The following is a 19,264-nucleotide window of genomic DNA, read 5'->3' as shown; positions in this document are numbered from 1 at the left end:
GCATATCCGCCTCGACAAGCCGAAGGTGCCTTATGCCTGCGCCGGCTGACCGGCCAGTGTTTTTCCTGCGATGTACCCAAACGTCATGCCCGGCCCGAGGGTGATGCCGCCGCTTGGGTAGTACCCGTTCATGATGCTGTTCATGTCATTGCCCACGGCAAACAGCCCCGGGATCGGCGTGCCGTGTTCGTCGAGGGCGCGGGCGCAGGCGTCGGTGTTCAGGCCGGCGAAGGTGCCGAGGCTGCCGGGGACCAGTTTCACGGCATAGAAAGGCCCTTCGCGCAGGCTGCCCAGGGACGGGTTCGGCTCGTGCAGTGCTTCCCCCTGCGCTTTGTTGTACAGGGACTCTCCACGCTGAAACAGCGGATCTCGACCTTGCTCTGCACCCTGATTGAAGGCACTGACGGTGGCTTCGAGTTGTTGCGCGTCGATACCGCATTGGCGTGCCAGTTCACTCAAGGTCGCGGCTTTGAACAGGTAGCCGCCGCGCACATGGGGCGCTGTCGGAAACGGAAAGGGTTTTGACCAGCCCAGCCCATAGCGGCGCTGGGCGCGGTGATCGCAGATCAGCCAGGACACCGGGGCTTCTTGCGCACCTGAGGCTTTGAACAGCGCGCCCATATAGTCGTGGTAGGAGTCGGCCTCGTTGACGAAACGCCGACCATCCTGACGCACCGCGATGAAACCGGGTTTGGCCCGTTCCATCAGGTGGGGAAAACCACTGAAACCACCGTCCTCCCGTGGCACCCGGGACACCGGGGCCCAGGCAGCGGCATGGGGCAATCCGGTTGCAACGCATCCACCGACGCTTTCGCCCAGGCGCAGCCCGTCACCGGTATTACCCTTGGGTGCCGCGCTCAAATGTTCGGTGCCATTGGGCGCGTGCTTGAACAACTGCGCGATGCGCCGCTGATCGTGGGGGAAGCCACCACAGGCCAGCACCACACCTCGCCGGGCGCGAACATCGATCCGTTGCCCCGCGGATTCGACACGCGCGCCCACCACCCGGTCGCCCTCGCGTAGCAGCGTGCGCACGGGGGTTTCAGTCAACAGGCGTACCTGGCGGTCCACTGCGCTTTTGAGCAGGCGGGCGACCAGGGCATTGCCATTGACCAGGTGCATGCCTCGACCATGCCGCAGCAGGTCGCGGGTATGGCGCAACACCCGTCCGGCGCTGTAAAGCAGCGAGGACGGCGAGTGCCGGGCATTGAGGAAATGATTGAGGTCGGTGCCGCCGGCGATGCCCATTCCATACAGGCTGATGAGGTCGAGCGGGCGCCGCAGCTTGTTGATCCATGGCCCGAGGCGACGACCGTCGAAGGGTTGTGCGCAGACCGAGCGCCCCCCTTTGGCGTGGCCTTCGCTGGCGTGAAAGTCCGGCATCTTGCTGCCGGAGAAAAACTGTACTTCGGTATGGCGCTGGAAAAATTCGACCATCTTTGGCCCTTGTTCGAGGAACATCTCCACACGCGCGTCGAGCGCTTCGTTGTGCAGTTCCCGACGCAGATAAATGCGCGCTTGTTCAGGGTCTTCGACGATGCCGTCGGCGATGGCCAGCGGATTGCGCGGGATCCACAGCCAGCCGCCGGACCAGGCGCTGGTGCCGCCCAGATGCGGCTCTTTTTCCACCACGATGACGTCCAGGCCGAGTTCAGCGGCGGTCACCGCCGTCGCCAGGCCGGAAGCGCCGGAGCCAATGACCAGAACGTCACAAAGCAGGGGATTGCTGATGTGCATGGGGATTACCGCGAGAAAGGATGAGGGCCGCTTCGAAGATCGAAGCGGCGCGACCGGGTTTACTTGAGGGGGGAAAAGTCTGTCGGGCGCAGCAGTCGTGATTCCAGGGTCACCACGGCGTCCAGTTCCTTGTTCTGCCGTGCGAACGCCTGCCAGCGCGGATCGGCCGCCATGGCGTTGCGGCGGGCCATGCGATCGTCAAGGCTGGTGTAGCCCCAGATGTGCACCACTTGATTGGCTTCGCCGATTTCAGTGGTGAAGAAACCGATCAGGTTGCCCAAGTGCTCTTGCTGGACGGCCAGTGCGGCGCTTTTGTACAGGGACAGCCAGTCGCCGAGCCTGGTCGGTTTAATCGTGTAGGTGCGCAGTTCGTAATACATGCTGTTCTCCAGTGCGGGATGGTGGTGCGGGGTGTTGATCGAGCCGGCCGGCGATGTCGCTGGCGGCGAGGTAACCGAAGGTGATGCCGGGGCCCAGGGTGATGCCGGGGCCGGGGTAGGTGCCGTCCATGATCGAATTCATTTCGTTGCCGGCGGCGTACAAGCCGGGAATCGGTGCGCCGCTGCGATCCAGCACCCTGGCCTTGCCGTTGGTGACCAGCCCGCGGGCCGAGCCAAGGTCGCCGGTAAACAAACGGACGGCGTAGAACGGCGCCTTGCGCAACGGCTTGAGGCACGGATTGGGCTGGTGCAGCGGGTCACCCATGTACCGGTTGTAGGCCGTGCTGCCCTTGCCGAACTGGCGGTCGACACCGTGTTCGGCATCGGTGTTGTATTGCGCCAGGGTCTGCTCCAGGGCGGGCGCATCGATGCCGGTGATCCGGGCCAGTTCGGCAAGGCTGTCGGCGCGCAGCAGGTAACCGGCGTCAATCAGTGCGCCGTTGTCGACCGGTCGTGGACGGGCCAGTCCCATGCCGTAGTTGTTCATGGCGTCGCTGTCGCAGATCAGCCAGCAGGGCGCATTGGCACCGCCGTTGGCGAACATGCCTTCGACGAAACAGTGGTAGGAGTCGGACTCATTGACGAAACGCTGCCCGGCGCGGTTGACCGCGATCACGCCCGGCTTGGCGCGGTCGGTGACCAGGTGCGGAAAGCGTTCGACGCTGCCATCGGCCTTGTGCAGCACCGAGACCGGCGCCCAGAAGAAGTTCGCCGAGAGGTGGTCGCCGAGCGCCGCGTTGACTGACGCGGCCAGGCGATGTCCGTCACCGACGTTGGCCGGCGGTGACATGGTCCAGTGCTCCGAGTCGGTGACCGGCCGCTGCCCGGCGGCCTGGTCGCCAGCGGCAAAACCACCCGTGGCCAACACGACGCCGCCGCGCGCCCACACCGCACGGGTCGCGCCGCGCCAGGCAATTCGCACGCCCTTGACCGCTCCCTGTTCAACGATCAACGACTCCGCCGACGCTTGCAGCCAGAGGTCGACGCCATTGGCGAAGGCGGTGCTGGCCAGGCGCGCGATCAAGGCGTTGCCCACGGTCAGGCGGGTGCCGCGTGGATGGCTGAGCCGGTCGACGGCGTAGCGCCCCATCAGTTTGAGGCAGTGCCAGAGGGATTTCGCCGAGCGCTTGAAACTGAGGAAGTGTTGGATATCGACACGATTGACCATCATGCCGCCGAACAGCAGCATGCCGTCCGGTGGCCGTTTCAGGTGCTTGAAATGCTCGCCCAGCCGGCGCCCGTCGTATTCGTCGATTTCCAGCGCTCGGCCGGTTTGTGTGCCACCGGGCAGGTTGGGGTAATAGTCGGGCGACAGCGGCCGCAGGCTGTAACTCAGTTCGCTGTGGGTTTCCAGGTAGCGCAGGGCTTCGCGACCCTGTTCGATAAAGGCGTCGATCAGTTCCGGGTTGTAGCCGGCGCCGATGACCTCCTTGAGGTAACGGCGCATTTGCTCGGCGGGCAGGTGATGCCCGGCGGCCCGGGCCTGATCGGTATCGTGCAGCCAGACCGCGCCACCGGAAATCGCCGACGTACCGCCAAAGGCCTCGGTCTTTTCCACCAGCAAGACCTTGAGGCCTCGGCAACTGGCCGTCACGGCGGCGGCGAAACCGGCCGCGCCGCTGCCCAGGACGATCACGTCATAGGTCAGGTCGGCGCTGGCAGCGGGCAGGGAAGTCGTAGTGTTCATTGTCTATTGCCTGTTGAGGACGTGGCTGGATGTTCAGATGTCCAGCGGCGTCACGCCCATGAAATGACCGAGGTTGCCCAGTTGCGCCAGGGCCATTTCCGGCCCGGTCTGAATCGTGCAGCCCAGGCGTCGGGCGCAGGCGAGAAAGGGCGTGACTTGCGGCGAAGTCACGACATCGGCCACCAGGGCGGTGGCGCTCAAGGTTTCCATCAGCGCACTCGGCAATGGCATCGGGCCGTCATCGGTGGCAGCGCCCATGCCAACCGGTGAAGCGTTCACCACCAGATCAAAGTGCTTCAGGGTGAGCGGATTGGCGCTGATCACAATCTCCGGGAAGGCGCTGCGCAACAGCTCGCCCAGCACTTCGACGCGCTCCTGGCTCAGGTCGCTGATGACCAGGTGACTGACGCCGGCCTGGCACAACGAATAGGCGATCGCGCTGCCGACGCCGCCCGTGCCGATCACCAGCGCCTGCTTGTCCTTGGGATTGAACGCGTGTTTGCGCGCAGCATTGAGAAAGCCTTCGCCGTCGACGATATCGCCCACCAGCCGCCCGTCGGCCTCGCGACGGATGACATTGACCGAACGCAGGGCTGCCGAACGTTCGCTGAGGCTGTCCAGGCGGCTGGCCAACAGTTGTTTGTAAGGGACGGTCACCACGCAACCGCGCATGTTTTGCCAGCCGCGCAGGGTCTGGATGAAGTTCTGCAAGGCGGTCGGTGCGAGGTCGATGGCCAGCATCGCAACGTTTTGCTGGTGGTCGGCGAACCAGCGATTGAAGTTTTCCGGCGATTTCACCTGGGCGATCGGTGAGCCGACGATGGCGACCAATTCAGTCGAACCCTGAATCATGAGATGTACCCGCTTATTGGCTGTGTTGTGGGGCCGATACTGCAAGCGGGCCACAAGACGAACAATCAAAGCCTGGGGCGAATACGTTGATAATCGCAATGACAGTGCGATAATCGCGGTCTTTGCGTGATAAAGAGTCCGAGTCGATGAAACAGCCCACCATCCATTCGCGGGATTTGATCGTCGGCCTGCAAAAAGGCCTGGCGCTGTTGCAGCTGTTTTCCCAGGAGCATCCGCGCTTGAGCGTGCCGGAAGTGGCGCGCATGGCCGACATGACCCAGAGCGCCGCCCGGCGTTTTCTGCTGACGCTGGTGCATGACGACTTTGCGCAAACCGACGGCCGCTATTACTGGCTGACCGCCAAGACCTTGCGCATCGGCCAGGCCTATGTCGATTCAGCGGTAATGCCGCGCATGCTGCGCCCCATCGTCGAGCAGGTGGCGCGAACCACTCAGGAGCACGTGTCGGTAGGCGTGCGTGACGGCGATGACATTGTGCATGTGGTGCGCAGCCGCTACAGCCACATCACTTCGATGTCGATTCGCCCGGGTTCGAGGGTACCGATGTATTGCACCGGCAGCGGTCGGCTGTGGCTGGCGAGCCTTGCCGAAGAGGCGCTTGCCGCCTATTTCGCGCGCAATCCGCCACGGGCCGTCACGCCTTACACCCTGACCGACGAAGCGCAGATCCGCAGCGAAATAGCCTTGGCCGCAGAGCGTGGTTACGTCCTGGTGGATCAGGAATATGAAGTGGGCATGCGGGTTTTGAGCGTGCCGCTGATCGATCGGGAAGGGCGGTTGCAGGCGACGCTCACACTCACCACTCACGCGTCGCGCATGACCATCGAGGACATGCGCGAGCGTTATCTGTCGGCGCTCTACGAAGGGCAGGCACTGCTGCGGCCGATCATGACACTCTGAGCGTAGGCCGCTTGCTCAAGTGAACACCCTTACAACGGCGGGATCCCGGTGTTCGTCAAACCCCATGAACAACGACGCTGTCACGCCGGTTTTGCTGTCCGCTTGCTACCCGTCGTTGCTTTACGCTTGGCCGGCTTGCGCTTGTTTTTCCACGGTGTCGCGCCACGTCCGGCGGGGCTGGCCGGGCCGCTGATGGTCAGGCTCAGGCCGGCGCAACGGCTGACCTGCTTGCTCATCCAGGCGGCTTGTTTGGTGACGAATGCTTCAAGGCTCATTTCGCCGCTCTGCACCATGTCCAGCGCCTGTTCCCAGATGGCCGTGGTGCCCGGATCGGCAATCGCCCGCGGGACTGCATCGATCAGGCTGAAAGCGGCGGGGGTGGCGGCCAGCGCCTTGCCGTTCTTGACCAGGTACCCACGGTCGAGCAGGCCCTGGATGATCGAGGCGCGGGTCGCTTCGGTGCCGATGCCGGTGGTGTCCTTGAGCTTTTGCTTGAGCAGCGGATCTTCCACCAGTTTGGCCACGTTCTTCATCGCCTTGATCAGATCGCCTTCGGTGAACGGCTTGGGTGGTTGCGTCCACAGGTCCTTGAGCTGCACGTTGGCCACTGCGCAATCAATGCCTTCCTTGAGGTTGGGCAGGGTTTGCGGGGCCGGTGCTTCACGGCCCTTGGCCGGAGCAAGCGCTTCGGGCAGTGCACGTTTCCAGCCGGGTTCGACGATCTGCTTGCCAACGGCACGCAAGGCTTCCCCGGCGCAGTCGAAGTCGGCCTGGGTCCGGTCGTATTCGTGATTGGGCAGGAATTGGGCGAGGTAGCGTGCGCGGATCAGGGTGTAGACCGCGCGTTGTTTGCCCGCCAGTTTTTCGAGGTTCTTCGCGGCGGCGGTGGGGATGATGCCGTGGTGCGCGCTGACCTTGGCATCGTTCCAGGCCCGTGAACGCCGCTGGGGCTCAAGGTGGTCGTGCAAGGCGTTCAGCGCGGGGTCGGCCTGACGCAGCGCCGCCAGGATACCCGGCGCCTCGCTGTGCTGACTGAGGGGCAAATAGCCGCAGTCACTGCGCGGGTAGGTGATGACTTTATGGGTTTCATAGAGCGCCTGGGCGATGTCGAGGGTTTCCTGGGCGCCAAGCCCGAGCTTCTTCGAACAGACTTCCTGCAAGGTGCCGAGGTCGAACGGCAGCGGCGCCACCTCGCGCATGCGTTCGGTGCGCAGCTTGATCACCCGGGCGCTCGCTGCACCGGTCATCGCAGCTGCCGCTTGTTGGGCCAGCGCCTGATTCAGGCAGCGATCCTGATCGTCGCAAACTTCGGAGGCCGCCCGCCATTGCGCGGTGAACGCGGTGCCGTCATGCAGCAGCTGGACATCGATGGCCCAATAGGCGACCGGTACGAAGTTGGCAATGCTGCGGTCGCGATCCACCACCAGGCGCAAGGTCGGCGTTTGCACGCGACCGACCGGCAACACGCCCTGATAACCGGACTGGCGCCCCAGCAGGGTGAACAGCCGACTCATGTTCATGCCGATCAGCCAGTCGGCCCGGGAACGCCCCAGCGCCGAATGGTAAAGGCTGAAGGTTTCCGCCCCCGGCTTGAGGGCGGCGAGGGCCTTGCGGATCGAGGCGTCGTCCAGCGCCGACAGCCATAAGCGGCGGATCGGCCCGCGATAACGGCAATGTTCCACCAGTTCCCGGGCGATCATCTCGCCTTCGCGGTCGGCGTCGGTGGCGATGATCAGTTCGTCGGCTTCGCCGAGCAGGCGTTTGACGGCCTTGTACTGACTGGCCGTGCGCGGTTTGACGGTCATTTTCCATTTGTCCGGAATGATCGGCAGGTCCGCCAGCACCCAGCGCTTGTAGCGCGCGTCGTAGGCGTCCGGCGGCGCGGTTTCCAGCAGATGGCCGATGCACCAGGTCACCGTGACGTCCGTTCCCAGCCAGCAGCCATCGCCACGGCGCCTGGCACCGAGCACAGCCGCAATGTCTTTGGCCTGGGAAGGTTTTTCACAGAGGTACAGCCGCATAACCACCATCGTCGATCAGTGCCCGGAGAGGTGCACAGAATGGCGGGAGATGGACGCGGGGGCAATCTTTATCTGTATGGATGTACAGTTTGTGCGTTGCAATGGTTTGCCTGATCCGTTCGGCTGCAAGGCGGTCGTGAGTGCGGAATTTGGGTTATACCTGATAAATCGTGGTCTCGGGTCATGGGGCTGCCGGGCAGCCCGTCGCGGGCAAGCCACGCTTCCACAGGGTCAATCATCGTCATGAGGAACGAACTCCATGAAAAGCACCGGTCCCAGTCCTGTCATCACCATCGCCGAGCAACCCGGCTGTCTGCTGGTGAAGTTCCACGGTATCCAGGTGGCCGCGTCTTCGCGCGCCCTGGTGCTGCTGGAGGCCAATTATCCGCCGGTGTATTACGTGCCGCGGGAGGACATCGACGAGCAGTATTACGCCCGCACCGATCACACCAGCTATTGCCCTTACAAGGGCGATGCCAGCTATTTCAGTTTGCAGGTGCCGGGGCATGAAGGGGCTAATGCGGTTTGGAGTTACGAAAATCCCAAGGTGTCGGTGGAGCAGATTCGCGGGTATGTGGCGTTCTATCCGGACCAGGTGACATTTGAGGTGGTCGAGCTCGACGAGTGAGTGATGTTCGCAATGCCTGCAGGAGCGAGCAGGCTCGCTCCTGCAGTGGGTTAAGGTCGTCCCTTAATTTTTGTGCAGGTCGACGTTGCGGGTCTCGCGCAAACAGATCAGTCCCACCACCAGGCTGACGCCGGTGATCACCACCGGGTACCAGAGCCCGTAGAAAATGTCCCCGGTGTACACCACCAACGCGAACGACACCGTCGGCAGGAAGCCGCCGAACCAGCCGTTGCCGATGTGGTAGGGCAGGGACATCGAGGTGTAGCGGATGCGCGTCGGGAACAGCTCCACCATCAGCGCCGCCAGCGGCCCGTAGCACATCGCGGAAATGATGATCAGTGCCACGATCAGCGCGACGATCATCGGTTTGTTGATCTGTTGCAGGTCGGCTTGCTGCGGATAACCGGCAAGGGTGACGGCGCCGCGCAATGCCGCTTCGTCAAACCCGTCGATCTTCACGTCGCCAACGCTGACCTGCACAGTGCTGCCGGCCGGCGCCACGGCGCTGGTATAGGGCAAGCCCTGTTTAACCAGGAAGGTTTTGACCTTGTCGCACGGGCTGTCGAATTTCGCCTTGCCCACCGGGTCGAACTGAAAGGTGCAGGTGGCCGGGTCGGCCAGCACGGTGATCGGTGCCTGACGGCTGGCCAGGTCGATGGCCGGGTTGGCGTAGTGGGCCAGGGTCTTGAAGATCGGGAAGTACAGCGCAGTGGCCAGCAGCAGGCCAATCATCAGCACCGGTTTGCGCCCGACTTTGTCCGACAGCCAGCCGAAGAAGATGAAGAACGGCGCGCCAATGGTCACGCTGACAATCAGCAGGCCGTTGGCGACGGCGGGGTCCATTTTCAAGAACTGGGTGAGGAAGAACAGCACATAGAACTGCGCGGCGTAAAAGGTCACGGCTTGCCCGGCGTTGATGCTGAACAGGGCGATAAGCACGACCTTGAGGTTTTCCCATTTGCCGAAGGAGTCACGGATCGGCGACTTGCAGAGTTTGCCTTCTTCTTTCATTTTCACGAAGGCCGGCGACTCGTGCAGGCTCAGGCGAATCCAGGTCGAGATGCCCAGCAGGATGATCGAGAACAGGAACGGGATGCGCCAGCCCCAGACTTCGAACTGATCGCCCGTGAAGTAACGGCAACCGAGCACCACCAGCAGCGACAACAGCAGGCCAAGGGTGGCGGTGGACTGAATCCAGCTGGTGTGGAAGCCGCGTTTGCCGATGGGCGCGTGCTCTGCGACGTAGGTCGCGGCACCGCCGTACTCGCCGCCCAGGGCCAGGCCCTGAAGCATACGCAGCGCCACGAGGATGATCGGTGCGGCGATGCCGATGCTGGCGTAATTGGGCAGCAGGCCGACGCAGAAGGTCGCCAGGCCCATGAGGACGATGGTGGCGAGGAAGGTGTACTTGCGTCCGATCATGTCCCCCAACCGGCCGAACACCAGGGCGCCGAACGGCCTCACGATGAAGCCGGCGGCGAAAGCCATCAGGGCAAAGATGAACGCCGTGGTGTCGTTGACCCCGGCGAAGAACTGCTTGCTGATCACCGCCGCGAGGGCGCCGTAGAGGAAAAAGTCATACCACTCGAAGACTGTCCCGAGCGAGGAGGCGAAGATGACTTTCTGGGTGTCCTGGCTGGTACGCACGCTGCGTAAGCTTTCCAGGGGCTGAACGTGTTCTGACATATCGGTATCCCTCACAGTGATTGTTTTTGTTGTTCCACTGTCGACGCCGGCTTTGAGGGCGGGCGCCGCTGCTTCGATGTATCGGATGTACGCGTTTCCGTAGGAGCGAGCCTGCTCCGGGCGGCGTTCCGACGATGAACTTGAGAGCGCACATGGGTGTCAGGTTGTCAGCGTTATCGTTGACGACCATCGCGAGCAGGCTCGCTCCTACAGTGTTCGCGTGGGTTTACGAGTGTGTGACCCGTTCCTTTGTCTCGGTGATGCTCCTTGTATTGGGGTTGAGGATCAGTTGTGCCGCTTTCTCGGCGATCATCAGCGTGGGCGAACAGGTATTGCCCGAGGTGATGCGCGGCATGATCGAGGCGTCGGCGATGCGCAGGCCGGGAATCCCGTGCACGCGCAGTTCGGCATCGACCACCGCGTGCGTGTCATTGCCCATGCGGCAAGTACCGACCGGGTGGAAAATCGTGGTGCCGATCCGGGCGGCGGCTTCGTGCAGCTCTTCTTCGCTTTGCAGGCTGTCGCCGGGCAGGTATTCGACCGGATTGAACGCCTTCAGCGCCGGTGCGGCAACGATGCGCCGGGTCAGGCGAATGGCGTCGGCGGCGACGCGCAAGTCCTCCGGATGGCTCAGGTAATTGGGTTGAATCAGCGGCGCGTCCTGCGGGTTGGCGGAGCGGATTTCCACCCGGCCGCGACTCTGCGGGCGCAGGTCGCAGACCGATGCGGTGAAGGCGGGGAAGGCATGCAGCGGTTCACCGAAACGCTCCAGCGACAGCGGTTGCACGTGATATTCCAGGTTCGCCGAGGTCTGCTCCGGCCCCGAACGAGCGAACGCGCCGAGCTGACTGGGCGCCATGGACAGCGGGCCGCTGCGGTCATACAGATAGCGCAGGCCCATGCCCATCTTGCCCCACAGGCTGCCGGCGATCTGGTTCAGGGTGCGGGCATTTTGCAGTTTGTAGATCAGGCGCAATTGCAGGTGATCCTGCAGGTTGCCGCCGACGCCGGCCAGTTCATGCGCGACGCCGATGCCTAGCCGTTGCAGGAGTGGACGAGGGCCGATCCCGGAACGCTGCAGGATGCTCGGCGAGCCGACCGAACCGGCGCTCAGGACGATTTCCTTGCGAGCCTTGAAGGTCCTGGCCTGGCCCTGCCAGCGAGCGACGACCGCTGCAGCGCGGCCATTCTCCAACAGCACGCGGTCGACTTCGACGCCGGTCAGTACGGTCAGGTTGGGGCGATGGCGGACGGGCTTGAGAAACGCCTTGGCCGCGTTCCAGCGGACCCCGGCCTTTTGATTGACCTGGAAGTAGCCGCAGCCTTCGTTGTCGCCCTGGTTGAAGTCATCGATGCTGGCGATGCCGCTTTGCTCGGCGGCGCTGCGGAAGGCATCGAGAATCGGCCACGACAGACGCTGGCGTTCGACCCGCCACTCGCCGGCACCACTGTGAAACGCCGAGTCGCCGGCAAAGTGGTTTTCGCTTTTCTTGAACAGCGGCAGGACGTCTTGCCAGCGCCAGCCCGGATTGCCCTCGGCAGCCCAGTTGTCGTAGTCGCCCGCCTGGCCGCGCATGTAGATCATGCCGTTGATCGAGGAGCAGCCACCGAGCACTTTGCCGCGCGGATAGCTCAAGGCACGGCCCTGCAAGCCGGGTTGGGCTTCGGTCTTGAAGCACCAGTCGGTGCGCGGGTTGCCGATACAGAACAGGTAGCCCACCGGGATGTGAATCCACGCATAGTTATCGCGGCCGCCGGCTTCGAGCAGCAGTACGCGGTGTTGCGGGTTGGCTGACAGCCGATTGGCCAGCAAACAACCGGCCGGGCCGGCCCCGACCACGATGTAGTCGTACTCATCAAGGGAAGTCTGCATCCCTGACCTCATGTTGTTGTTCTTGTTGATCCATCCTAGTTGTTAGCTTTCGTCAAAAGAATGTTAGTTTTTACGCAGCTGCTGTGCGTTTTTAAACACCTGTAAACAAGGACGATTCATGTTCGACTGGAATGACCTGCGGTTTTTTCTCGAGTTGCAGCGCAGCGGACGTTTGTTGACCGCAGCCCGACGCTTGAACACCACCCACGCCACCGTGGCACGGCACATCGAGGCCATCGAAAAAAGCCTCGGCACCGCGCTGTTCGTTCAGCATGCCCAGGGTTACGAGCTGACACCGGCCGGCGAGGCGCTGCTCAAGCACGCCGAAGCCATGGAGAACGTCGCGCTGCTGGCCCAGGAGGAAATCACCCAATCCACGGCGCCCTTGGGCAAGATTCGCGTGGGCGTGACCGAGGGCCTGGGCATCATGTTCCTGGCCAGCCGCATGAATGGCCTGTTCGAACGCTATCCGGGGCTGGAGGTGGAACTGGTGGCGGTGCCGCGCTTTGTCAGCATTCTCAACCGCGAGGCGGAAATCAGCATCCACCTCGAACGACCGGCCGCCGACATGCTGGTCACCCGCAAACTCACCGACTATCGCCTGGCGCTGTACGCCAGCCAGGACTATCTCGATCGTTCGCCGGCGCTGCGTAGTCGCGAAGACCTGGGCCGGCATGCGTGGATCGGTTACGTCGACGATTTGCTGTTCAGCCAGGAACTGATGTTCCTCAACAGCTTCTGCCGCAACCCGCGGGTGGTGTTCCACAGCACCAGCGTCATCGCCCAGCAACAGGCCGCGCGCGCGGGCCTGGGGATCGCGGTGCTGCCGTGTTACATGGCCGGCGCCGATCCCGGACTGGTGCCGTTGCTGCCGGAGGAGAGCATCCAGCGCAGCTACTGGATCAGCACCCGCCGCGAGCTGCACAAATCCGTGCGGCTGCGCGTGTTGTGGGACTACGTGGTGCAATTGTGTGAACGGGAACAGGGCTTGTTGCTCGGCCCCAACCCCCTCTAGGGACGGCATCCCAAGGGGATGCTAGGGAGTAATGAGCGGCCGGGCATCCGGAATCGTCAGGGTTGCCTGCAATCCGCCTTCAGGTCGATTGACCAGGGTGATGCGTCCACCCAGTCGATGGGCAATGGTGTTGACGATCGTCAGCCCCAGTCCCGCGCCCTGGGCGTTGCCACGACTGTAGAAGCGTTCGAACACACGTACGCGATCCGCTTCGTCGATACCCGGTCCCTGATCCAGGACACTCAGCGCGTAGAAACCATCGACCTGTGTCAACTGCACGGTAATGACGCCGTGCTCGGGGGAGAAGTTCGCGGCATTGGTGATCAGGTTGTTCAGCGCGATGTCGATGGCGGCGGGGTCGGCGAAGACCTTGCAGGGGTGGTCACTGGCATCGAAGGCCAGTTCCAGATGTTTGCTCAGCAACCAGGGGGTGAGCTGAACCAGGCTGTCACGCACCGTTTCGTTCAGGTCGATGGCGTGCATTGCCGGTGTCTGGGCTTTGGGTTCGAGGCGGGCCATGGTCAACAGCTGGTTGACCAGGCGGCTGGTGCGATCGACGCCGGCGATCAGGAACGCCAGGGACTCGCGGCGCTCCTCTTCGGTGCCGGCCTCCATCAGGTTCTGCGCGTGCACCCGCAAGACTGCCAGGGGCGTGCGCATTTCATGGGCGGCATCGGCAATGAAGCGCCGCTCTCGGCCGAGCACTTCCTGAATCTGCGCCAGCATGCGGTTGAGTGCCGCCTGCATCGGTTCGAGTTCGCTCGGCAGGGGCGTCAGGTGCAACGGCTCGAGCGAGCCACTGTGGCGTGCCCGCAGGGTCTCTGCCATGTCGGCCAGGGGCTTGAGGCCCCAGCCAATGGCCATCCAGACCATCGCCGCGAGCACCAGGCTACCCAATATGTTCGGCCACAGGGTGTGACGCACGATGCGATCCACCAGATCCGCGCGTACGTCGTCGCGCTCACCGACCCAGATCCGCAGCTCATTCTGTTTGTCTTCGAGCAGGAAGGCGCGCCAGTGGCGGTTGTTCAGGTCCACCACATCGCTGAAGCCCGGCGTGGCGGGCGGGGCGGTGAATGAGGGGGCGCTGAGGGTGTGCACCAACACCTCGCCCTTGCGGTTCCAGACCTGGAAGGCGATTTTGGTTTCATAGGGATGGCCATCGACCTTTGGCTCCGCTTCGCTCAGGGCCTGGTTGAACGCCTGATACAGTTCGGCGTGCTGCTTGCTGGCCAGCGGCATGCGCATCACGCCCTGCAGCATCCGGGCGTTCTGGGCCAGTTGAGCGTCATAGACCTCGGCGATTTCATGGTTGCTGTCATGCAGGTTGAGCACGCTGATCACGGCGAGACCGGTGAGCATCAGGCCAATGATCAGCGTCAGGGTGCGACGCCGGATCGAAGTCATCGACGCTCCTCCACCAAATAACCGACCCCTCGTATGGTGCGGATCAGATCGGTGGAGAATTTCTTGCGCAGGTGATGGATGTGCACTTCCAGGGTGTTGCTCTCGGCTTCTTCGTTCCAGCCGTACAGCAACTGCATCAGATGATCGCGGGTCATCACCCGGCCGGGTGGCGAGAGCAGTTCGTGCAGCAGTTGATATTCCTTGGGCGTCAGGGCGACCGGCTCGCCGTTATAGCTGACTTGCTGGGTGCCGGGGTTCAGGCTGATGCCGGCGTGTTCGATCAACACCTGCGCGCGGCCGGCGCTGCGCCGCAACAAGGCCCGAAGGCGGGCCTTGAGCTCGGCCAGGTCAAAGGGTTTGATCAGGTAATCGTCGGCCCCGGCATCCAGCCCGGCGATGCGGTCCTCGGTGGCATCGCGGGCCGTGAGGATCAGCACCGGCAGGTTGGAGCCGCTGTCGCGCAAACGTCGCAGCACGTCGAGGCCGTCCATGCGCGGCAGACCAAGGTCGAGGACCGCCAGATCGAAGGATTCACTGAGCAACGCATGCAAGGCGCTGTTGCCGTCCTGCAACCAATCGACCGTGTAGCCCTCACGGCTCAGGGCCTGATGGATGCCTTCGCCCAAGGCCACGTCATCTTCAACCAGTAGTAAGCGCACACGGACTCCTGTCAGCCGAGTTTTTTATTGACGTCCACCAGCAATGCCTCGATTTCCTTGCGACGACCGGCATCAGCGGTTTCGCGGCCCGGTCTGGGCGCCGCTTGCAGGGCTTTTTGCAAGGCTGCCTTGGCTTCGGTGTAACGCTTTTGACGGTAAAGGTGATCGCCCCAGAAGTACAGGCTGTCGATGCCATTGGGGTTGAGTTGCAACGCTGTTTTGAGCAACTGCTCGGCCTTGTCCGCGTCGCCGAAGCCGATCGGCCAGCCGGGTACGCGATCATACAGCGCGGCAAGGCTGGTGTAGGCCGAGCCTTGCAGCGCCTTGGGGTCCAGGGCCAGGGCTTTTTCCAGGTCGACTTTGGCCTCCTTGACCTTGCTCAGCGCGCCAAGCCCGCCCTGGGCGCCGGCCCAACTGCTGGTGACGATCCCGGACCAGATCCAGGCTTCCGCCACATTCTGGCGCTCCTGGGTGAAGGTTGAGGCCTGGGCGGCAAGCTTTTCGAATGCGGCGGTTCGCTGGCCCTCGGGCAGTTCGTACTGAATGTGTGCCCAGTTTTGCTGGATGCCCAGCAGGCGTTGCTCGTCGGCGGCATCCAGTGCCCAGGCACTTTGGCTCAAGGCGCCCAGCAGCAGGTAAGCGGCGATTTTGTTCATGGTTTGAGATTCTCCTTGTCGGACTTCTGACTCAAGCTACGGATCAGTGGTAATTGCTTGCGCAGGCCTCGGTCCACCAGATTGGGCAGCAGGCTGTTGAGGCGCACGAAAAAACGTTCCGGCCAGCCCAGGTACAGATCGCGACGGTCACCGGCAATGGCGTGAATCACGGCGGCGGCCACGGTTTGCGGGTCGTCGACGTTGGACTTCAGGGCATCGTTGAGCGCCTGCGCCGCCGGGCTGTTCATGCTGGTGCGGGTGGCACGCGGGGCGACGTAGAGCACGCTGACCCGGGTGTCCGCCAGCTCCCGGCGCAGGGCTTCGGAAAACCCGCGCAACGCGAACTTGGTGGCGCAATAGCTGGCGTAGCCGGGATAGCCGATGGAACCGTAGGTTGACCCGACGTTGACCACCATGGCGCTGGTTGCCTGCTTGAGCAGTGGCAGGAGGGTTTTCGTCAGGCAGATCGGTGCACCGACATTCAGCGCGAGCATCGCGTTGATCTCGCTGTCATCCAGTTGTTCGAGCATGGCGAAATGATTGACCCCGGCGGCATTGATCAACAGGTTGATGCCACCGATGCTTTCGGCTTCGGCCAGGACTTCGTTACGGTCCGCGAGCGACGTCAGGTCAGCTGCGATCCAGCACAGGTTATTGGGGTAACGCTCGAGCAACGGTTCCAACGGTTGTCGATGCCGGGCCACGGCCAAAACCCGGGCGCCGCTGTCGCACAAGGCCGTGGCGATGGCCAGGCCTATGCCGCCGCTGGCACCGGTCAATACCACACGAGCTTCAGACAGGCGCATGGGCGTTCTCCCCGTCACGTGGCAAACCGCGGAACATGTCGGCGTAGAGCTTGTACACCACTTTGGAGGCGTGAATGACGGCGGCCTGATCGTCCGGGTCGTCCAGCGTGTTCATCAAGCGACGGTAGGTCTGCATGTGCTCGATATCCAGGGAACCGTGGGAACTGAGGTAGCTGAAGGCGCTTTCCGGCAAGTCCAGGCGTTCGCGAATACTGCCGGCGGCGTGGGTGGCCAGGGCGATGCTGGTGCCCTCCAGCACGTTGACCATGCCGAACAGGCCCACCGGGTTGTCCCGGGCAATCAGGTCGTAGAGAAAGCTCACCATCAACTCGATGGGGAGCGAAGGGCGACCGTCGCGGACAGCGGATTTGTCGCCACCGCAGACTTCGATGTCGTTGAGGATCCACTGTTCGTGGCCGTATTCGTCCTCGATGTACTCGCACACCGCTTGCCGCAGCCATTCCAGGCGTGAGGGCAGGCGCGCGCCACAGGCCATCATCAGTGGCACCGTGTGGCGAACGTGGTAGTAGGCTTGCGTCAGGAACGCCCGGTAGCTTTCCAGGCTGACCTTGCCCTCCAGGGCATCGCGAATGACCGGTAGGGTGAACAGTTCGTGGCGTTCCTGGTGGGTGGCTTCTTGCAGTGCGTCAAAAAAACTCATGATGCGGTGTCCTCTGAAAACGCAGATTCGGTCAGTTGTGCCCGGTACCGCTCGACAATGGCGTCGCGGCGGGGGCGGCCATTGGCGGTCAGCAGGCCATTGGCTGGGGTGAAGGGTTGATCCAGGCGGGTCCAGTGATGGACCTGGGCGTAGTCGGGCAAGTCCGCGTTGGCCTCGGCCACGGCGGCGGCCAGTTGCTTGTCCGGGCAGTCGGGGCGATGGGGCCAGAGCAACGCATGGTTGTGGGGCATGGCTTCGCCGTAGACGAACGCCTGGGCGATATGACGACGTTGGGTCAATTCGGCCTCGACCCACTCGGGGTTCACGTTACGACCGAAACTGGTGACGAACTGATGCTTCTTGCGCCCCTTGAGGTAAAGGAAGCCCTCGGCGTCGAATTCGCCGAGATCGCCGCTGGACCACCATTGATCGGTGTGCGGCGCGTCCCCCAGGTAGCCGAGCAGCGTCGATCCCTTGATCAGCACCTCACCGTCGTCGGCCAGGCGAATCTGCACATGGGGCAGGGGCCGGCCGACACTGCCGGGGCGACATGCCTGCGGCCGATTGAGGCAGACCACTGACGCGCACTCCGACAGACCGTAGCCTTCGTAGACCGGTATGCCCACGCGTTGCGCCCGCTGCAGCAACTCCGTGGCGACCCGCGCACCGCCCACCGCGGCAAATCGCAGGTGTTGCGGGTCGAAGCCTTTCTGCTCGGCGGCGCTGACCAGCATCAACAGCAATTGCGGCACCAGAATCAGACTCTGCGGTGCTCGGGCGGCCAGACACCCCAGCAAGCGCGGTACATCCACGCCGCTGGCGCCCTGAATGCCCAGGGTTTTCTGGCTGGGCAGGCTCAAGGTCGCCCCCGCGTACAACGCCGCATAACAACCGATATTTTCCAGCAGGATGGCCAGCGGCAGCAGGGCCAGGTGGTGTTGCGGCTGGCTGGGCCGGCTGGCCAGTTCCAGTTCGCGGGCCACCTGCAGAATGCTCTCGGCACTCAGGCAGACGCCTTTCGGTGTGCCGGTGGTGCCGGACGTGAAGGTCAGCTTGGCGGTGCCTTCGGGCATCCGGTTGGGCCCCTTGAAGGTGCGGCGCCAGAACTCGCCGGTGTGCTCATATCCGTTCGTTCGCAGGTCGCTGTCTAGCTCCGGCCCGGCGATCACGAGTTCGGCCTGGCTCTGCTCCAGACAATGGTTGCGTTGTGCGGGGCTGAAGAACGGCGGCAACGTCAGGCACGTCAGGCCTTCAAACAGGGCGGCCAGGTCCCAGAGCATCGCGTCGACGCCATTGTCCAGCGCCAAGGCGACCACCTTGACGTTCTCATCGCGCAGGCGCTGTCGGTGGCTCGTCACCTCGGTGTAGAGCGTGGCGTAGTCCAGCTTCGACTGATCGCCCCACAAGGCGATGCCAAGGGGTTTTTCTTCGGCGTGGCGGCGCAGGATCCGGTCGAAACGTTCCATTTCAGGCGACATGGTTGAACCCCTCCATGGACGTCGACAAACCCAGGCGAGCGAACAGTCCGATATTGCGTAAATGAATGAATCCGGCGCGGATATTGCCGACGTGCACCCAAGGCTTGCTCTCGTAATAGCTGCCCCAACTGTGCCGGTCCTCGCCCAGTCGCGCCGGGTCGGCGGCGCACAGGGTCACCGGCTTCAGACCGAGCCGGTGGAAGCTGTTGACCAGGCCGATGTTGCCGGTAAACGCCACCCATTCCAGGCCACCCATGGCCAGCAGGTAGGTGATGGCGATGATGCTCATTCGTGCGCTGCCGGTGTCACTGGCCGCCAGATTGCCCACTTCGACGATACCGGCCCGTTCCACCGGGCGATCAGCGGCGACGCTGATCAGCGGGTCGATCGGTTCGTCCAGGTAACGCTCCAAAAACAGCTCTCCTTCATTGGCCAGACGCACGCCGGCCACTGCGCAGAGCTCACCCGCGTCATTGCTCATGCCGAACAGCTCCGGCATGAAATGGCGGATGTCGGCGCCATGGGCCTTGCGGAAACGTTGCTGGATAAAGGTTTCGAACAATTTGCGCTGGGGGTCATCCGGCAACGCTCTGGCCAGGCTCATCTGCGGTGTTTCCGCTTGGCCGAACTGCAGAGGTAGAGGGATGTTCCAGTAGGAATGGGGCATTGAAAGACGCCTCCCGGTGAAGTTTGAGAGGAGTATCGGAAGCATTTCTTAACGGAGTCTGAAGGTGAGAA

At 63.1% G+C, this 19,264-nt stretch carries 17 protein-coding genes; 3 read left to right on the top strand and 14 right to left on the bottom strand.

What is annotated here, in order from left to right:
* Positions 1-30: 30 nt before the first annotated feature.
* Genes JQF37_RS22150 through JQF37_RS22135 form a run of 4 tightly spaced genes read right to left on the bottom strand, consistent with a single transcriptional unit; the run spans position 31 to position 4,716 of the window.
* Positions 31-1,737: an FAD-dependent oxidoreductase gene (locus tag JQF37_RS22150; RefSeq protein ID WP_130208746.1), complete on the bottom strand. Its 1,707-nt coding sequence runs from the start codon at positions 1,735-1,737 to the stop codon at positions 31-33.
* Between the two features lie 59 nt (positions 1,738-1,796).
* Positions 1,797-2,117, bottom strand: a complete 321-nt coding sequence (locus tag JQF37_RS22145; RefSeq protein ID WP_047528121.1) for an NIPSNAP family protein — start codon at positions 2,115-2,117, stop codon at positions 1,797-1,799.
* Positions 2,086-3,864 carry an FAD-dependent oxidoreductase gene (locus JQF37_RS22140; protein ID WP_130208744.1) on the bottom strand — a complete coding sequence of 593 codons (1,779 nt, stop codon included), beginning with the start codon at positions 3,862-3,864 and terminating at the stop codon, positions 2,086-2,088. Before JQF37_RS22140 ends, JQF37_RS22145 begins: the two co-directional genes overlap by 32 nt.
* 33 nt (positions 3,865-3,897) lie before the next feature.
* Positions 3,898-4,716, bottom strand: coding sequence for a shikimate dehydrogenase (locus JQF37_RS22135; RefSeq protein ID WP_130208742.1), 819 nt, complete (start codon positions 4,714-4,716; stop codon positions 3,898-3,900).
* Positions 4,717-4,862: 146 nt separating this feature from the next.
* On the opposite strand from JQF37_RS22135, the gene JQF37_RS22130 reads away from it, so the two are divergent.
* Positions 4,863-5,636, top strand: a complete 774-nt coding sequence (locus JQF37_RS22130; protein WP_130208740.1) for an IclR family transcriptional regulator C-terminal domain-containing protein — start codon at positions 4,863-4,865, stop codon at positions 5,634-5,636.
* Positions 5,637-5,716: 80 nt separating this feature from the next.
* Here the strand turns inward: JQF37_RS22130 and JQF37_RS22125 are convergent, their stop codons facing one another.
* Positions 5,717-7,657, bottom strand: a complete 1,941-nt coding sequence (locus JQF37_RS22125; RefSeq protein ID WP_130208738.1) for a DNA topoisomerase III — start codon at positions 7,655-7,657, stop codon at positions 5,717-5,719.
* A 259-nt stretch (positions 7,658-7,916) separates the two neighbouring features.
* Between JQF37_RS22125 and JQF37_RS22120 the strand changes: the two genes are divergently transcribed.
* Positions 7,917-8,285, top strand: a complete 369-nt coding sequence (locus JQF37_RS22120; RefSeq protein WP_090468789.1) for a DUF427 domain-containing protein — start codon at positions 7,917-7,919, stop codon at positions 8,283-8,285.
* Between the two features lie 63 nt (positions 8,286-8,348).
* Here JQF37_RS22120 and JQF37_RS22115 read toward each other — a convergent pair whose 3' ends face one another.
* Together JQF37_RS22115 and JQF37_RS22110 are read right to left on the bottom strand one after the other, a co-directional pair.
* Positions 8,349-9,971: an MFS transporter gene (locus tag JQF37_RS22115; RefSeq protein WP_130208736.1), complete on the bottom strand. Its 1,623-nt coding sequence runs from the start codon at positions 9,969-9,971 to the stop codon at positions 8,349-8,351.
* 226 nt (positions 9,972-10,197) lie between these two features.
* Positions 10,198-11,844, bottom strand: coding sequence for a GMC family oxidoreductase N-terminal domain-containing protein (locus JQF37_RS22110; RefSeq protein ID WP_130208734.1), 1,647 nt, complete (start codon positions 11,842-11,844; stop codon positions 10,198-10,200).
* 118 nt (positions 11,845-11,962) lie between these two features.
* Here JQF37_RS22110 and JQF37_RS22105 point away from each other — a divergent pair, with 118 nt between their 5' ends.
* Positions 11,963-12,859: a LysR family transcriptional regulator gene (locus JQF37_RS22105; protein WP_130208732.1), complete on the top strand. Its 897-nt coding sequence runs from the start codon at positions 11,963-11,965 to the stop codon at positions 12,857-12,859.
* A gap of 21 nt (positions 12,860-12,880) precedes the next feature.
* Here the strand turns inward: JQF37_RS22105 and JQF37_RS22100 are convergent, their stop codons facing one another.
* The 7 genes from JQF37_RS22100 to JQF37_RS22070 are packed head-to-tail and all read right to left on the bottom strand — an operon-like array spanning position 12,881 to position 19,193.
* Positions 12,881-14,266: an ATP-binding protein gene (locus JQF37_RS22100; protein WP_130208730.1), complete on the bottom strand. Its 1,386-nt coding sequence runs from the start codon at positions 14,264-14,266 to the stop codon at positions 12,881-12,883.
* Positions 14,263-14,925, bottom strand: coding sequence for a response regulator (locus JQF37_RS22095; RefSeq protein WP_130208728.1), 663 nt, complete (start codon positions 14,923-14,925; stop codon positions 14,263-14,265). Before JQF37_RS22095 ends, JQF37_RS22100 begins: the two co-directional genes overlap by 4 nt.
* Before the next feature lie 11 nt (positions 14,926-14,936).
* Positions 14,937-15,581, bottom strand: a complete 645-nt coding sequence (locus JQF37_RS22090) for a tetratricopeptide repeat protein (RefSeq protein ID WP_130208726.1) — start codon at positions 15,579-15,581, stop codon at positions 14,937-14,939.
* On the bottom strand, positions 15,578-16,387 hold the full coding sequence (locus tag JQF37_RS22085; protein WP_047528140.1) for an SDR family oxidoreductase: 810 nt from the start codon (positions 16,385-16,387) through the stop codon (positions 15,578-15,580). Before JQF37_RS22085 ends, JQF37_RS22090 begins: the two co-directional genes overlap by 4 nt.
* On the bottom strand, positions 16,374-17,048 hold the full coding sequence (locus JQF37_RS22080) for an iron-containing redox enzyme family protein (protein ID WP_130208724.1): 675 nt from the start codon (positions 17,046-17,048) through the stop codon (positions 16,374-16,376). Before JQF37_RS22080 ends, JQF37_RS22085 begins: the two co-directional genes overlap by 14 nt.
* Entirely contained in the window at positions 17,045-18,526 is a 1,482-nt protein-coding gene (locus JQF37_RS22075; RefSeq protein ID WP_130208722.1) for an AMP-binding protein, read from the bottom strand. The genes JQF37_RS22080 and JQF37_RS22075 overlap by 4 nt, the downstream gene beginning before the upstream one ends.
* A complete protein-coding gene (locus JQF37_RS22070) occupies positions 18,516-19,193 on the bottom strand; it encodes a thermostable hemolysin (RefSeq protein WP_130208720.1) in 678 nt (225 codons plus the stop codon). Before JQF37_RS22070 ends, JQF37_RS22075 begins: the two co-directional genes overlap by 11 nt.
* Positions 19,194-19,264: the final 71 nt, after the last annotated feature.

It is taken from the genome of Pseudomonas sp. MIL9, from assembly GCF_016887925.1.
GTDB classification, from domain to species: Bacteria; Pseudomonadota; Gammaproteobacteria; order Pseudomonadales; family Pseudomonadaceae; genus Aquipseudomonas; species Aquipseudomonas mohnii.
The sequence above is the reverse complement of the archived record's forward strand: the minus strand, read 5'-3'. Positions and strand labels throughout refer to the sequence as shown.

Bases quoted from the DNA above. Each gene is read 5' to 3' on its own strand.
- JQF37_RS22110 (WP_130208734.1), bottom strand. From the start codon at position 11,844: ATGCAGACTTCCCTTGATGAGTACGACTACATCGTGGTCGGGGCCGGC.
- JQF37_RS22100 (WP_130208730.1), bottom strand. From the start codon at position 14,266: ATGACTTCGATCCGGCGTCGCACCCTGACGCTGATCATTGGCCTGATG.
- JQF37_RS22070 (WP_130208720.1), bottom strand. From the start codon at position 19,193: ATGCCCCATTCCTACTGGAACATCCCTCTACCTCTGCAGTTCGGCCAA.
- JQF37_RS22115 (WP_130208736.1), bottom strand. From the start codon at position 9,971: ATGTCAGAACACGTTCAGCCCCTGGAAAGCTTACGCAGCGTGCGTACC.
- JQF37_RS22125 (WP_130208738.1), bottom strand. From the start codon at position 7,657: ATGCGGCTGTACCTCTGTGAAAAACCTTCCCAGGCCAAAGACATTGCG.
- JQF37_RS22150 (WP_130208746.1), bottom strand. From the start codon at position 1,737: ATGCACATCAGCAATCCCCTGCTTTGTGACGTTCTGGTCATTGGCTCC.
- JQF37_RS22085 (WP_047528140.1), bottom strand. From the start codon at position 16,387: ATGCGCCTGTCTGAAGCTCGTGTGGTATTGACCGGTGCCAGCGGCGGC.
- JQF37_RS22075 (WP_130208722.1), bottom strand. From the start codon at position 18,526: ATGTCGCCTGAAATGGAACGTTTCGACCGGATCCTGCGCCGCCACGCC.
- JQF37_RS22145 (WP_047528121.1), bottom strand. From the start codon at position 2,117: ATGTATTACGAACTGCGCACCTACACGATTAAACCGACCAGGCTCGGC.
- JQF37_RS22140 (WP_130208744.1), bottom strand. From the start codon at position 3,864: ATGAACACTACGACTTCCCTGCCCGCTGCCAGCGCCGACCTGACCTAT.
- JQF37_RS22130 (WP_130208740.1), top strand. From the start codon at position 4,863: ATGAAACAGCCCACCATCCATTCGCGGGATTTGATCGTCGGCCTGCAA.
- JQF37_RS22120 (WP_090468789.1), top strand. From the start codon at position 7,917: ATGAAAAGCACCGGTCCCAGTCCTGTCATCACCATCGCCGAGCAACCC.
- JQF37_RS22105 (WP_130208732.1), top strand. From the start codon at position 11,963: ATGTTCGACTGGAATGACCTGCGGTTTTTTCTCGAGTTGCAGCGCAGC.
- JQF37_RS22080 (WP_130208724.1), bottom strand. From the start codon at position 17,048: ATGAGTTTTTTTGACGCACTGCAAGAAGCCACCCACCAGGAACGCCAC.
- JQF37_RS22135 (WP_130208742.1), bottom strand. From the start codon at position 4,716: ATGATTCAGGGTTCGACTGAATTGGTCGCCATCGTCGGCTCACCGATC.
- JQF37_RS22090 (WP_130208726.1), bottom strand. From the start codon at position 15,581: ATGAACAAAATCGCCGCTTACCTGCTGCTGGGCGCCTTGAGCCAAAGT.